This window comes from Winogradskyella vincentii, assembly GCF_020166345.1.
GTDB lineage: Bacteria > Bacteroidota > Bacteroidia > Flavobacteriales > Flavobacteriaceae > Winogradskyella > Winogradskyella vincentii.
The window spans coordinates 569,172-585,269 of the sequence record NZ_JAIUJS010000003.1 but is presented as its reverse complement, the minus strand read 5'-3'; the positions used below and the strand labels follow the sequence as shown (position 1 = coordinate 585,269).

At 34.5% G+C, this 16,098-nt stretch carries 8 protein-coding genes and 1 other RNA gene; 5 read left to right on the top strand and 4 right to left on the bottom strand.

The genetic code is table 11. The annotated features are described in order from the left end of the window. Positions 1–8,165, bottom strand: an 8,165-nt coding sequence (locus LBV24_RS08490) for an Ig-like domain-containing protein (RefSeq protein WP_224478217.1), incomplete at its 3' end; no start/stop codon positions are given. A 440-nt stretch (positions 8,166–8,605) separates the two neighbouring features. Between LBV24_RS08490 and LBV24_RS08485 the strand changes: the two genes are divergently transcribed. The 4 genes from LBV24_RS08485 (at position 8,606) to LBV24_RS08470 (ending at position 12,689) form a co-directional block, all read left to right on the top strand. After that, the gene (locus tag LBV24_RS08485) at positions 8,606–9,091 is read left to right on the top strand and encodes a SixA phosphatase family protein (protein ID WP_224478216.1); all 486 of its coding nucleotides are present in this window, start codon (positions 8,606–8,608) and stop codon (positions 9,089–9,091) included. Then, positions 9,091–11,145, top strand: coding sequence for a polyphosphate kinase 1 (gene ppk1 / locus LBV24_RS08480; protein ID WP_224478215.1), 2,055 nt, complete (start codon positions 9,091–9,093; stop codon positions 11,143–11,145). Before LBV24_RS08485 ends, ppk1 begins: the two co-directional genes overlap by 1 nt. After that, the gene (locus LBV24_RS08475) at positions 11,145–12,050 is read left to right on the top strand and encodes a Ppx/GppA phosphatase family protein (RefSeq protein ID WP_224478214.1); all 906 of its coding nucleotides are present in this window, start codon (positions 11,145–11,147) and stop codon (positions 12,048–12,050) included. The genes ppk1 and LBV24_RS08475 overlap by 1 nt, the downstream gene beginning before the upstream one ends. Positions 12,051–12,158: 108 nt before the next feature. After that, on the top strand, positions 12,159–12,689 hold the full coding sequence (locus LBV24_RS08470) for a porin family protein (RefSeq protein WP_224478213.1): 531 nt from the start codon (positions 12,159–12,161) through the stop codon (positions 12,687–12,689). A gap of 52 nt (positions 12,690–12,741) precedes the next feature. Here LBV24_RS08470 and miaE read toward each other — a convergent pair whose 3' ends face one another. Together miaE and dnaX are read right to left on the bottom strand one after the other, a co-directional pair. After that, on the bottom strand, positions 12,742–13,323 hold the full coding sequence (gene miaE / locus LBV24_RS08465) for a tRNA-(ms[2]io[6]A)-hydroxylase (RefSeq protein ID WP_224478212.1): 582 nt from the start codon (positions 13,321–13,323) through the stop codon (positions 12,742–12,744). 10 nt (positions 13,324–13,333) lie between these two features. Beyond that, positions 13,334–15,058, bottom strand: coding sequence for a DNA polymerase III subunit gamma/tau (dnaX, locus tag LBV24_RS08460; RefSeq protein ID WP_224478211.1), 1,725 nt, complete (start codon positions 15,056–15,058; stop codon positions 13,334–13,336). A gap of 132 nt (positions 15,059–15,190) precedes the next feature. Here dnaX and rnpB point away from each other — a divergent pair. Next, positions 15,191–15,525, top strand: an RNA gene (gene rnpB, locus LBV24_RS08455) — RNase P RNA component class A. Between the two features lie 50 nt (positions 15,526–15,575). On the opposite strand, the gene LBV24_RS08450 is transcribed toward rnpB, so the two are convergent. After that, positions 15,576–16,088 (bottom strand): nuclear transport factor 2-like protein, encoded by a 513-nt coding sequence (locus tag LBV24_RS08450; protein WP_224478210.1) that lies wholly within the window; start codon positions 16,086–16,088, stop codon positions 15,576–15,578. Positions 16,089–16,098 lie beyond the last annotated feature (10 nt).

The following is a 16,098-nucleotide window of genomic DNA, read 5'->3' as shown; positions in this document are numbered from 1 at the left end:
CTATCACATTCTACAGTTGTATCACTTGGAATCCCTGCTAAGACAGGGTCTGTCGTATCCACAACCGTTATGGTTTGAACAGCAGACGTTGTGTTGCCACAATCATCCGTAGCGGTCCATGTTCTTTGTAAGGTGTATGCACCTGGACATGAACCTGGTATTGTTGACTCATTAAAGGATAAATCTACATTATTATCACAATTATCTGATGAAATAGGATTAGCAGGCAATGGAATTGAATCACATTCTGCTGAAGTATCAGCAGGTACACCAACTATAGACGGTTTTGTAGTGTCTACAATTGTAAATGTGGCAGAAGTTGTAGCTGTATTACCGCATTCATCTGTAGCTGTAAAAGTTACAATAGCAGATCCAGTAGCGCCACATTCATCAGAAATTGACGTAAAGTTATTAGACCATGTCACGCCACTACACTCATCCGTAGCAGATGCACCAGCATTAGACGCTAACCATGTATTAAGATCTGATGAGTTACCACTACCATCACATTCTACTGTAAGATCGCTTGCTATGGTATCAATAGTTGGAGCTGTTGTATCTTCAATAGTAAATGTAGCAGATGTTATCGATGTGTTACCACAATCATCAGTAGCAGTGAAGGTTACAGTAGCTGAACCCGTAACACCACACTCATCACTAAGTGCTGTGAAATTGTTAGACCATGTTACGTTACCACAGGCATCTGAAGCAGATGCGCCACCATTTGAAGCTAACCAATCATTAAGTTCTGTTATATTTCCACGACTATCACATTCTACTGTGCTGTCATTTGCAACAGTATCAATAGATGGTCCCGTTGAATCTTCAATAGTAAATGTAGCAGATGTTGTTGCGGTATTACCACATGCATCAGATGCTGTAAAGATTACAGTTGTTGATCCTGTAGCACCACATTCATCGCTTATTGCTGTATAGTCATTAGTCCATGTTACATCACCACAAATGTCTGAAGCAGATGCACCACCATTAGAGGCTAACCAAGCATTGAGATCGGTTATATTTCCACTACCATCACATTCTACTGTGCTATCACTAGCAACCGTATCAATAACTGGTGTAGTAGTGTCAATTACATTAATTTTTTGAGTTGCTTTTGATTCATTTCCACAAGCGTCAGTAGCGGTCCATGTACGAACCAATGTGTATTGATTTTCACAACTACCGTCAGTTCTAACTTCGTCTAAAACGACAGTTGTGACACTACAATCATCTATGGCAGTAAGTTCTGCAGCTGGTTGTAGGTCTTTACATTCTAAAGTTATTTCTTGAAATGTACTTGCACTTGTAAAATTACCTATACATGCAAATTCGATATTGTGCTGTCTTCCTGAAGCAGATACATTTGGTTGTCTTGCTTCTGCACCTAAACGAAACGAATACGTTGATGCATTAGTATTTTTTGTTGATATATTTACTTGAGGATATGTGTTAGTTACACCTGGATATTCATTGGTACCAGCGGTAGCTAAAATCCATGATCCTTCTTCTGTTATTGTTAGTTCTGTAGGATCATCTACTGTATAGCTAGTAGCTAATTCTGTCCAGTTAACTTCACCATAACTGCTATTTCCATCAATATCATTAAAATTCGCATAAAATTCTGGTAATGTTGTTGGTGTATTTGTACCAGTTTCTACAAAATCAATTTTATACTCTACATAAGCTTTTTCACCAACAGTTGTTAATGAGAAGGCTGTTCTTGGTTTTAATGAATTTGGTCCTGTAGTATTATCATCTAATACAGGGACTGTAGCATTAACTGTCTCTACAATAGTTAATAATGCATCTACACCACTTGATATATTTGGAAACCTGAAGGTTTCACCTTGTAAAAATGTTGAGTTATTACCATCACCAATTTCCTCATTATATGATGTAAATGATAAAACAGGGACATTAACACAATGTGATTGTTCATTATTAACACCAGAAGGGAAACCAAGTATTTCTGGACTTATATTGTCAACAATACTAAATGTTGCGGTTGTTGTTGCGGTATTTCCTGCAGTGTCAGTTGCGGTAAAAGTTACTGTTGCAGAGGCATTACTACCACAAGAATCTGTTAAACCAGTGTAATCGTTAGACCAAGTTAATGCACCACAATTATCATTGGCTGCCGCACTTCCATTAGTACTTAACCAATTATTTAAGGCATCCGTATTTCCACTTCCATCACATTGCACCTCGAAGTCGAAAGCATTGGTATCAATTACTGGAGGAGTGTCATCTATAACAGTTATAGTTTGTGGTACATCTATATAGTTACCACAATCATCAGAAACACGATAAATTCTAGTTAAAATGTAAGGACTCGCTATAGTACCCGGACTACCGTTATCAGATTCTGATAAAAACGCAACCGTTACATCAGAGGTACAATTATCCGTTTCTCCTGTAATTTCATTAGGGTCTTGAGCCGGAATTTCGCTAAAACATTGTACCAAAATTGGGTTGGTAGGATTAGCTTCTGGCGCAATAGTATCTACCACTGTAATTGTTTGTACGTGCTGAATACTATTTAACCCACAACAGTCTGTTGCTGTCCAAGTTCTGGTTAATGTGTAATACGATGAACAAAATCCGTCAGTTCTAACCTCATTAAAGTTAACAGTTGCTGTACCACAATTATCTGTAGCTGTTAAAGTTACTGGAATTGGCACGGCATTACACTGATAAGTAGCATCAACTGGGAGAGTTGATGTCCAAGTAGGATCAGTATTATCAGTAACTGTTAATGTTGCTGTTGCATAATCATCCTCAGAAGGATCATTATTATTTGGTGTAGAATCAAAATCAAATCTATCACTTGTTATAATCTCAACCTCATTGGTTGTAAGTGCACAACTACTGCTTGCAGTTGCCGCAATTTGAAGTTCTATAGAATCACCTGTAACTAATGTAATACTACTAAAGTCCCATATACCAGTTGTGCTATTGTATGTTGAAGACGCTGGTATTGTAGAACCTGTTGCGTTATAAGTAAGTTCTGCGGGTAATAAATCTTTAACCGTAATACCTGAAGCGTTAAACGGGCCATCATTTGTAACTATAATTGTAAATGTTACAATTTCATTAATTTCTGGTGTAGTGTCATCAACAGTTTTAGTTATTCTTAAATCTGCTTGACAAGCTACATAAATATTACTTTCAAGAAAATCATCAGTTGATGATGCATCTGTATCTGCTGGTAAGGTGTCATAAGAATTACCAGTTACACCAGCAGCGATTACTAAACCATTAGCATCTACAGTAGCTGTACCTGTTCCATATACTCCATCAAAATCAGGGTCAGCTGATTCAGAATTGTATCCTTCTAAGGCATCGTTACAACCGTCTCCATCACTATCTAAATCGAAGTGATTAGGGATGCCATCATTATCAATATCTAAATTTGAACAAATTCCGAATGAATTTAATGTACAAAAGTCTGGGTCTAAATAATTAGCTATACCATCAGAGTCTGAATCTGCAGAAGGGTCTATTCCATTAGATTCTTCTGTATCTAAAATACCATCATTATCATCATCTAAGTCATCTGCATTTGATACTGTATCATTATCAAAATCATCAAATTCAGCATCTCTATAATCTACATCTCCACCTGACAATACATCATTGTCTTCATCTGGGAAATTATCCTCTTGAGTGTCATCTAATGTTCCGTTAGGATCAATAAAATTATCTGAGGCTTCAAAATTATCATCTAAACCATTAATACCAACAGTATTGTTTGTTTTACCATTATTATTTGTGTCAGCTGCGGCATGAGTTGGTCCTGCTTCTACTATGTCATAAATAAAATCTCCATCAGTATCTAAATCCAAATAATCTGGAGTGTAATCACCATCAGTGTCTACTGGTACAATTGGCGTACCACCGTTGTTAATGTCAAAAATATTATTAAGCCCATCACCATCTACATCAGCAAATCCTGGAATTGGCGCATTATAGGCAACAGTAGGTTGGCCTTCTACGATGTCTGGAATAGTATCGTTATCTGAATCTAAATCAATAAAATTTGCTAACCCATCACCATCATTGTCATTTACATATAAAGGTGTCCCACCAAGTGGAACATCTAAATTTCCTTGGGTATTATCAAATAAATCTACAGCATCTGCAATACCATCAGAATCGAAGTCGTTTGAAGCTCCTGGGCCATATAACCCATCACCATTAGCATCATTTCCTCCTGCCTCTAAAACATCTGCAATACCATCGTTATCAGCATCTAAATCTATAAAATTTGGTAATCCATCACCGTCAGTATCTGCAGGTGTAATACCAGTAGGTCCTACTACAAGAGGTACACCATTTGGGTCTACTTCTGTATTATCTAATATACCTAAACCAGGCATACCACTGCCATCAGCATCAAAAGTACCACCAGCATCTGTATGATCTGGTATACCATCTCCGTCTGAATCTAAATCCAGTAAATTTTCAATACCGTCATTATCAATATCGGTATTTGTAGCTAGTTGTTCTACAGTATCTAAAATACCATCGTTGTCGTCATCTAAATCAACGTAATCTGGTATGTTATCTAAATCTGAATCATCACCATACCATTCTCTCCAATCTCTGTCTCCTCCCATGTTTTGAGGATCATCATCTGGTTGTGTGTTTGGTGTTTGATAAAAGTTAGTTGAATTTTTTACATCATCTATATCGTCCTCTAAGTCAAAAATATCTGCTAATCCATCATTGTCATCATCTGTAAACAAATTTAAATCGACCATTCCGTCGTTATCTAAATCTAAAACATCTGCGTCTATTGAGTTGGCAATATTATTTTCTCTAATATCCTTTAACCCGTCATCTTCTGCATCTACATCTAAGAAATCTGGATATAAACCACCATCAATATTAATATAACCAATACCAATTCCTCCATTGTCTACATCGTATGCATTATCTATTCCATCACCATCAGTATCTACACCTGTTGGTGGGTAATATGCAAAAGTAGAAGAGGCTTCTGTATTATCAATGATACCATCATTATCAGCATCAATGTCTATTGTGTTATTTAATCCGTCACCATCAAAGTCTTGATAAAAACCAGAACCACTTAGTATATTGCCAGTAAAGTCTGGGTCGTTTGTATCGGCAAGACCATCAAAATCAATATCTGAAGGTATGCCGTTGCCTACGTAACCGTTGTTATCTGTATCTGGCACATCAAAATTCCCTTCTAATGTATCAGGTACACCATCACCATCAGAATCTAAATCTAAGTAATTAGGTATGTTATCAGCATCTGAGTTTAATCGTTCTGGTAATGATGATTCTGCATCTATAGGGTCATGCCAACCGTTATTATCAAAATCAATAAATCCATCAATTATACCGTCATTAGCAACGTCGTTATAGTTTATATTATCAGAAAATGCTTCTTGAGTATCTGTTATACCATCGTTATCGGAGTCTACATCTACGAAATCGTACATTTCAAAACCTATGTCTGAAGATGCATCGGTATTAAGAGGTTGATCTATTAATATACCACTATCATCAAATGTTTCAACATTATCCGCTAATCCATTAACGCCATAGTCATTAGTATCTACCAACCCATCATTATTATCATCTCTAAACCCAGCTTCTACAACATCTGGAATACCATCGTTGTCGGAATCTAAATCTAAGTAATTAGGGATGCCATCACCATCTGTGTCTGCACAATTAGATTCTATAAAATATAATTCTACATTATCAACGAAATTACCCATAACAGCATTTCCACCTGCAGACTGTACCCAATTAAAACTTAAGCGCGTTACAGTTTGACCTGGTGGTACGGTATAAGTACCAGTATGTTTGGTCCATTCTGATTGTGGGTGAGAAGCAAAGTTTCCTTGACTTACCTGGCTACCAGGAGCACCAATTTCTAAACTTACTATGTCTTCATTAACACTACCTTTATAAAACTCTCTTTTACGATGAGCAAAAGACCATTGTAAAACATCACCTGGCGTGGTGTTAATATCTTGATAAAAACCATTATTTGAGCTTGCATTTACCTCAGCCCATTGCTTACCAGAATAGGCTTTACCTTTATTGTCATGTCCATTTCCGCTGTCGTAGTTATGGGAGTTGTTCCAAATTTCTAAATGATTACTAGTGTCTGTACTTGACCAATTTGGTATATGGCTAGCATCACCCTTCCAAATTCCTTCTATACTGGTTACAACGTCAGTTGGGCCATCATCTAGCCCTGAGGTTATAATATCAATAGCTTCAAAATCTTGATTTAATATACGTGGTTTTGCAGCGATTGCACATTCTATAATGTCTGGTATGCCGTCATTATCATTATCTATATCATATTTATCACCAACACCATCATTATCTGTGTCTTGCAGCACAAAGACCGTTACCGTTGCGATATCACACAAACCTTGATCATCACAAATTTCATATTCAAATGAATCTGGTCCGTAATAATCTGGGTTAGGTATATATGTAATATCTCCATTATTAGGGTGTATAATCAGTGTACCATTAGAAGGTTGTAAAAGTGGATTATTGTTATTAAGTGTCGATTTATCTATATCACCGTCTCGGTCTGTATCGTTAAGGGTTACTTTAACCTTATATCCTGGACTATTTTCTATAATTTCTCCAAAATCATCATCTACAGCACAAGGTTGTGCATAGACATTCACTTCGCTTGATGCTTCGGTACAACCAGCAACAGGAGATGCTGTTAATTTATATTTACCAGGTTTGGTAATAATGGCATTTTCGCCAATATACTCTTGTGTACCATCCAAAAACTCACCATCATTGGTTGTGTACACGTAATGCGCACCTGGGTAAGGGTTCAGTGGCGATAGAGTTTTTTGAGTTTCGCTACAAAGAAAATGACCAGGATTTTCAACTTTTATGGTTGGGTCTAAAATTGGAGACCCTAAAAACTGGTATGGACCAGCAAAATCTTTAAGACTTGAGGTGAAGGATGCGGAAGCTCTTGTTTTAATCAGAATTTTTTGAAATGGAGCATCACAAGGGTTGTCACTAGATAAACTAGGATCAATTCCTAAAGCAGTCAAATCAATTCCAACTTCAGCAAAGGCACCATTATCATATGCAAACGAGGGTGCATTATCTTTAAAAGTTTTCCATGGTGGTGCTGGAGTGTTACCTGCATTACCAGAGTCGTATGTACCACCTGTTGGTATTACAATTTGTGCATAACCATATTCTGAATCATTAGAAGGACCGTCAAATTCTGACCCCCAAGTAAATGTTGCAGGTGTAACGTTCTCATAATCTGATCGTTTTACCCAAATTCTTACTTCAATTCCAGTAATATTAGAACCAGAATAGGCAAATCCTGCATCTAAATCTCCACTAGCTGTTAAATTACCAGAGCCATCAAATTCCCATGCTGTATGACCACCTTTTCCATTTTCACCAGAATCTTGAAATCCATTGGAGCCATTTAAATCAATCGGATCAGCGTATAATTCAAAATCTACATAATGTGTACCATTGTTACCCATTGTAGATACTGCCATAATTAACCACATCTTATCATTAACAGTGGTTCCTTCTCTTCTTAAGTGGGCATATACATCTACTAAATCTACAGAACCTGTAGGTGCACTATTACCTACCTGCCATGTAACTTGAGGATTATCTCCATTTTTATTAGAACCCGAAAATGTTGTAAAATCACTACCACCATTAATAGTTGTGTAATCTCTACCGTAGATTGCATCATATAATAAATACCCATTTACTAATTCGTATTGGTTGTACGGTGATCTCGCTGTAAAGGCTTGATTCGATTGGGAATTGGTAATGCTTAAAAATAATGGGGTTTGACTTTCGTCAATGTTACCTATACCTGATGGTCCTTGAAACCAATCGTCAGAAACAGAATTAAATGCGCCCGAATATGTATCTCCTTTGATACTGAAATTAGACGCTTGCCCTGGGTTTTGTGCGTTAAGAATGTTACTTATAAAAACTGTACTAAACAGAATTAATAAAAACCCTATGAATTGTGGCGCAATAAATGGCCTAATCTTAATTTTCTTAATATGAAAAATCAAAAATACATTTAAAAAAGCCTTGAGGGATTTTTTAAAAGTAGATATCCTGCTTTTAAATAGTTGGCATTTGGTATTCATAATTTAGTAATTTTCCTTCATTTAATAATATTGCATCGACTAGCGATTAAAAATTTTGTTTTAAAACAGATTATGAAACGTTGTGCATAAACCATCTATCAAATGATTTTGCAATACAATTTTCTATAATCGCATGAGGGAAAAGCACTATAAATAATGCCAATGGATAATAGGTTTGAATTTGATAAGGGGTCATAATTCCGTAAGCTTTTATACTTATATATAATGTTTATAATGTATTTTAATAAAACTTGTCGAGGGAACTACGCCAAAATTTGACGCATAGGTCATTAGATTAATATGTTTTTGATTTGGGGTCATTTACAGTAACTTTAAGGTTAAATTATAATAATAACATAACACAATTAAAGTGCCAAAATAGTATTTATTAACAATATATGCAACACTTTATCGAAATAATATGCATTTAATCGATTAATATGAAAACAATTATACTAGTAAGACATGGTAAATCCTCATGGAAATATGACGTTGGTGACCGTCAAAGACCATTGAAAACCAGAGGTTTAAATGATATTAAATTGGTGGCAAAGGAATATATAAAGTTTGGAGAATTGCCAGAAAAAATTTTTTCAAGTCCAGCAAAAAGAGCATATCAAACGTGTAAAATATTCATAAAAACGTGCGAATTAGACCAGAAAGAGGTGACGATTATCGAAGAATTGTACGATTTTAACGGTAGAAATGTGATCAACTTTATTAAATCTTTAGAGGATACAATAAATTCTATAATGATATTTGGGCACAATCATGCGTTCACATCTATTTCTAATATATTTGGTGACAGATTTATTGAAAATTTGCCAACTAGTGGTTTGGTAAAGATCAATTTTGAAATCGATAATTGGAAATCATTAGAAAAAGGTAAAACGGAATTAATAATTGTCCCGAAGGATTTACGATAATGCTTAAGCAAAATAACAGATATATAAATAGAGAACTTAGTTGGTTGCAGTTTAATGCGAGAGTTTTACAAGAAGCTGCAGACAATAATGTACCATTAATAGAACGATTACGATTTTTAGGGATTTTCTCAAATAACTTAGATGAATTTTTTAAAGTGAGGTATGCTACGGTAAAACGTATTTATGAAGCAGGAAAAGAGGGAAAGAGTCAACTTGGAGGTTTAAAGGCTGAGGAATTGTTGGAAGCAATTACAAAAATTGTTATTGATCAACAAAGTGAGAGTTTAAAAATCTTAGCTTCAATAGATAAAGAATTAGAGCAACAAAATATTCATATTCTTAATGAAACGGATATTACCGAGACCCACCATGACTTTATAAAGAACTATTTCTTTCAAGTTATCAGCCCAGCTTTGGTGGTGATAATACTGAATGAAGAAGTTGCCTTACCAGAATTAAAGGACAGTGCTGCTTATCTTACTGTTAAAATGTCAAATACTAATGGCAAAGATAGATTTGCTTTAATTGAGATATCTAAAGCAATGGACCGCTTTATTGTATTGCCAAGTGTAGGTAATTCTCAATACATTATCATGGTGGATAATATTTTAAGATATTGTCTAGATGACATCTTTAATATTTTTGATTACGATAGTATATCTGCCCATATGATTAAAATCACTAGAGATGGAGAACTAGATTTTGATAGTGATTTAAGTAAGAGTTTTGTTGAAAAACTTTCTGCTAGTGTAGAAAATAGGAAAAGTGGACAGCCCGTGCGTTTTGTATATGATAAACAGATAGACCAAGACACTTTAGATTTTCTACTCAATATTATGGGTATTGATTCTCAGGATAGCATCATACCAGGCGGTCGTTATCACAATAGACGTGATTATATGGATTTTCCTAGTTTAGGCAGGACAGATTTACTCTACAAAAAAATAAAACCATTACCAGTAAAAGGACTCAGTCTTCAAAAAAGTATTTTTAATACCATTGCAATTAAAGACTATTTGGTTTACACGCCTTATCATACATTCTCCTATATAGTAAAGTTTTTAAGAGAGGCGGCATTAGACCCTAATGTAAAAACAATTAAAATCACTATTTATAGATTGGCTCAAATTTCTCATGTTGCAAGTTCCTTAATAAATGCTGCTAAGAATGGAAAAGAAGTAATAGTATCCATTGAGTTAAGAGCACGTTTTGATGAAGCGGCAAATATAAATTATGCTGAACAAATGCAGGATGCAGGAGTTAAAATGTTTTTTGGAGTAACAGGATTAAAAGTACATTGTAAAATGTGTGTTGTAGAGCGCGAAGAGGAAGGTAAGATGAAGCGATATGGTTTTGTTAGCACTGGTAATTTCAATGAATCTACAGCCAAGCTTTATACAGATTTTACATTATTAACAGCAAATTCTAAAATCCTAAAGGACATCAATAAGGTTTTTGACTTTTTTGAGGTCAACTATAAGGTATCTCGATACAAGCACATTATTACCTCACCACACTATACAAAAACTAAACTTTTCAATTTAATTGATAACGAAATTTTAAATGCTAACTCCGGAAAACCTGCTTATATTAAATTAAAAATGAATAGCATATCTAATAATGATATGATAGATAAGTTGTATGAAGCAAGTAGAGCAGGAGTTAAAATACAAATGATAGTAAGAGGAATATGCTGTTTGGTGCCTGGCATAGAAGGCATGAGTGAAAATATTGAAGTAATAAGTATTGTAGATAAGTTTTTAGAACATACTAGATTATTTGTATTTGCTAATAATAACGATCCTAAGATCTATATTTCTTCAGCAGACTGGATGACACGAAATATACATACAAGGGTTGAAGTAACTTGTCCTATATATGGCGAAGATATTAAAAACGAGCTCCAAGATTTATTTGACATTTGTTGGAATGATAATGTAAAGGCCCGAGTTATTAATGAAACTCAGGATAATACTTATCTTAGAAATGATAAAGAGAAAATAAGGGCACAATTTGAAACATATAATTATTATCTAAAAAAACTAGAAAGTTAATGCTGAAAATACAGAAATATGCAGCTATAGATATTGGGTCTAATGCAGTAAGGTTATTGATCTCTAATATTATAGAACAAAAAGATAAACCTGTTGTATTTAAGAAAAACTCACTTGTTCGTGTTCCCATTAGGTTAGGTGCCGATGTATTTATTAATGGCGAAATTTCAGAATATAATCAACAACGAATGCTGGATACCATGACGGCGTTTAGCCTTTTGATAAAATCTCATGGTGTTGCACGCTATAAAGCTTGTGCTACTTCGGCGATGCGAGAAGCAAATAATAGTAGTGATTTAACAAAAAAGATTTTTGATGCCTGCGGAATAAGTATTGATATTATTGGAGGTGAAGAGGAGGCAGCCATTATCGCAGCAACAGATTTAAATTCGTACATAGACCCAAATAAAACATACTTGTATGTGGATGTTGGAGGCGGAAGTACTGAGTTTTCAATTATACACAATGGAGAAAAAGTGCAATCAAAATCTTTTAAAATAGGTACGGTAAGATTGTTAAATGATATTGTTAAAAAAGAAGTTTGGGACCAATTAGAGCATTGGATTAAGGAAAACACACAGCACTATTATAAAATAGAACTTATTGGATCTGGAGGGAATATTAATAAGATTTTCAAGATTTCTGGTAAGGATTTAGGTAAACCGTTAACCTACTTTTATTTAACGACCTACTATAAGATGTTGCAGAGCTATTCTTATGAAGAACGTATAACTGAATTAAATTTAAATCAAGATAGAGCTGATGTAATTATTCCTGCAACCAGAATTTATCTTTCTGCAATGAAATGGAGTGGTGCAAAGCACATCTATGTTCCAAAAATTGGTTTATCTGATGGAATTATTAAAAGTGTGTATTATGAAACTGTTACCAGTGAAACAGTCTAAATACTGATTGTCATAAGTGTTCTTTGTCTAAAATAATTGCCTTTAAATCATTTCAATTATTAATAGTTTAATTTTTTCATTTATATTGGCAGTCTCAAATTTATTATTATGAAAAATTATTTATTAGCCATTTTATTAGTTTGTTTTACAAGTGTTGCAATGGCTCAAGACGTAAGTTATGGTGTAAGAGGTGCCTTAAACATTTCGAATTTAGACTTTGATCCAGATGCAGATTTTGAAAATAAACACCGTAATGGTTTTGCTTTCGGTGGTTTTGTAGAATTTGGATTTTCTGATACTGTTTCATTATTAACAGAGCTTCAATGGTCTGCCGAAGGTGGTAAGGATGAAGATCTTAGGGCTGACTATATTCAATTGCCTATTCAGCTTAGACTCTCAGCATCTGACCGTTTATCTTTTGGAGTAGGACCTCAAGTTGCATTAAAAACTTGGAAGAATGAGGATGCTTTTTCAACTTTTGCATTTTCAGGTGTATTAGGTGCAGAATATATGATTACTTCTGATCTGTTTGTTGACGCGAGATTTTCTTTTGGGTTAACCAATATATTAGACGAGGATATGACTAATAGTTCAGCAAAGAATAACGTTATTCAATTTGGTTTTGGAATGAAAATATAAATTGCTCAAATAACTTAAATAAAAAAGCTTCGGTATTACCGAAGCTTTTTTATTATCCGTGAATGGTTTCTTTTTTACCGAGGTTCTTCATTATTTCTGCCTCGTAATCTAATAACTGTTGCCATTTCTCATCTACTTCCTTTCTATCTCCATATTTTCTTGCAAAGTTGAGAAACATTGTGTAGTGCCCAGCCTCACTAATCATTAATTTTCTGTAAAACTTCGCTAATTTTTTATCTTCTAATTCCTCAGAAAGCAGTCTGAACCGTTCGCAACTCCGTGCTTCAATAAGGGCAGCGTACAGTAACCTATGGACTAACTGCGTAGTTCTACTTCCTCCTTTAGGAAAAAATTTCATTAATTGAATAACATATTCGTCCTTACGGTCTCTACCTAAAGTCCAACCTTTTTCGATTATTCTATCATGAACCATTTTAAAATGGCTTATCTCTTCATTTACCAGCTCCGTCATTTCTTGTACAAGCTCAGTATATTCAGGAAAACTTACTATTAAAGAAATTGCTGTGCTTGCTGCTTTTTGTTCACAATAAGCATGATCTGTTAAAATTTCTTCAATATTTTTCTCTACAATATTTACCCATCTCGGGTCCGTTGGTAATTTTAGTCCTAACATGGTATCAGTATTAAATATCTAATCCAAAAGTTTTTCTAAGTACTTCTATATTCGGATTTTTCTCTTTTAGCTTTTCGTACTTCTCCTTTGGTGTAAATGCATATTTCTTAGCAACCTCCTCGTTTACCGATATATCTAAATAAAGATCATAGTTTTTTAAGGCTTTTTTCAAATATGCCATTAACGGATATTGTGCACGTTCTAATTCAATCTTATTAGTATTATTTGAATAAGTAAGGCAAATCGCAGTATCCTTCAATTCTGGTACTTCCATCTCGAAAATAGAGGCTAATATCTTTTCACCCTTTCTGTGAAGAGATTGGGTATATTCATTCCAGGCCTTAATTAAATCTTCTTGATTAACAGGTTCTTTAGGGAGTAGTTCTTCATCAATTATAACATCTAACTGTTTTATTTGGTGCTCTTTCTTTTCCTTAATACTTTTGAGAGAAAGACCAGATGTAACGTTAGCAGGTTTTTTTATTGAAATTTTAGGTATAACTGGCTCTTTTACCACATTGTTGGATATTTCCTCTCTGACTAATTCTTTTTCCTTAATAAGGGGTTTTTCTTCAACAGGTTGCTCAATTTGTGGAATCTGAACAGGTACTGGCTTTATTCCTCTTGCTTTAAAATAGGAGGGAGGTATTATAAAGTGTTTATTGTTTTTTTTTTCTCCATCAAAAGTGATAGAGGCTAATTGCATTAATGTTAATTCTACAAGCAAACGCTGATTTTTACTTGTTTTATATTTTAAATCGCAATCATTTGCAAGATTAATGCCTTGCATTAAAAAGGTGTTTGAGGTCTTTTTACTCTGCTCAATATATTTCTGCTTTGTGTCTTCGCCAACTTCTAGAAGTTCTATAGTCTCAGGGTTTTTACAAACCATTAAATCCCTAAAATGGGAGGCAAGACCAGCAATGTAGTGATGACCATCGAAACCTTTGGCCAAAACTGAATTGAATTGTAGCAACAAATCTGGAATTTTATTTTCTAAAATTAAATCCGTGCTTGTAAAATAAGTTTCGTAATCAAGGACATTTAAATTCTCAGTTACAGCTTGTCTGGTTAGGTTTTTCCCAGAAAAACTCACAACTCGGTCAAAGATCGAAAGCGCATCACGCATAGCGCCATCTGCTTTTTGAGCAATAATATGCAATGCATCATCTTCAGCTTGTACGCCTTGTTCTTCAGCTATGAACTTTAAATAATTTTTTGCATCTGTAACAGTAATTCGCTTAAAATCGAATATTTGACAACGCGAGAGTATTGTTGGTATAATCTTATGCTTCTCAGTTGTTGCGAGAATAAAGATGCAGTGTTTAGGAGGCTCTTCTAATGTCTTAAGAAAAGCATTAAATGCTGCTTGAGATAGCATATGTACTTCATCAATAATATATACTTTGTATTTTCCAATTTGAGGTGGAATTCTTACCTGATCTGTAAGATTTCTGATGTCATCTACAGAATTGTTAGATGCAGCATCTAGTTCAAAAATATTAAAAGCAAAATCCTCATCTTCACTAGTGTTACCATCACTATTTATCATTTTTGCTAAAATCCGCGCACATGTGGTTTTACCAACACCACGAGGACCAGTAAATAATAATGCTTGAGCTAAATGATTGTTCTCAATAGCATTTAGTAAAGTATTTGTAATAGCCTGCTGCCCAACAACATCTTTAAATGTTTGGGGTCTGTATTTACGTGCTGATACTACAAAATGTTCCATCATATGCTGAATTTAATTCAGCATCTTTCAACACCGAATTTCTCGCATTACAAATTTAATAATAACCAATAAATAGCCATTTTTAGAAACTTAAAATTAATAGGAGTTATTAACAATTTAAGTACTTTTGCAGTGGTAAATTGTCTTATCGCTATTTCATTTATGAAATGGAGGAAAGTCCGAACACCATAGTGCATCATAGTGGTTAACAGCCACCGACCGAGAGGTTAGGAAAAGTGCAACAGAAAGTATGTACAGGTAATGCTGTAGTGAAATCAGGTAAACTCTATGTGGTGCAATGTCATGTAAACCAACGTTTGAGGGTTGCACGCCCAATGTTGGAGGGTAGACAGCTAAAGTTTGTTGGTGACAATAGACTCAGATAAATGATAAGAAACTTATCTTTTTAGAATTCTTTTCTTAAAAAGAAAAGTATACAGAATTCGGCTTATAGATTTGCCTACTAAAAAAACCTTCTTGAAAAAGAAGGTTTTTTTATAAACATTGAAATTAGGTTTTATTCATCTGTAGATTCCATTTCGTTTTCAGACTCTGCCTGCATTGCACTCATGGCAGCATTCATTTCCGTACCATCAAAATAAACATGCTCAGCAGTAATTTTACCATCTGTAAACTGTACAGCTAAATGCACAGGTATTGTCAATTTTGTACCATTTACCATTGTTCCGCTATGTTGACCCCAATAATAGACCCAAGTTTCATCTTCTTTGTCTATTACCATTTCTATATAATCGTCATCCTTATCAAAACCATAAGAAGAAAATGCCTCTGTCATTGCTGAAAGGTCTTTTACCCTTGCATCTAAAGTTATTGCATCTTTAGAATTGACATAAATCTTGGCAGTATCAGAAAAATGACTTTTCCATTTATTCCAATCGCCACTTTCATAGGCAGCTATTCCTGCTTCTAAGGTCTTAGTTTCTGCTGATTCTGCAAAATATCTCTGCTTGTGTTCAGTACATGCAGTTATGAATAAAACTAGAATACCTAATACTAATATATTTTTCATTTTGTGGGTT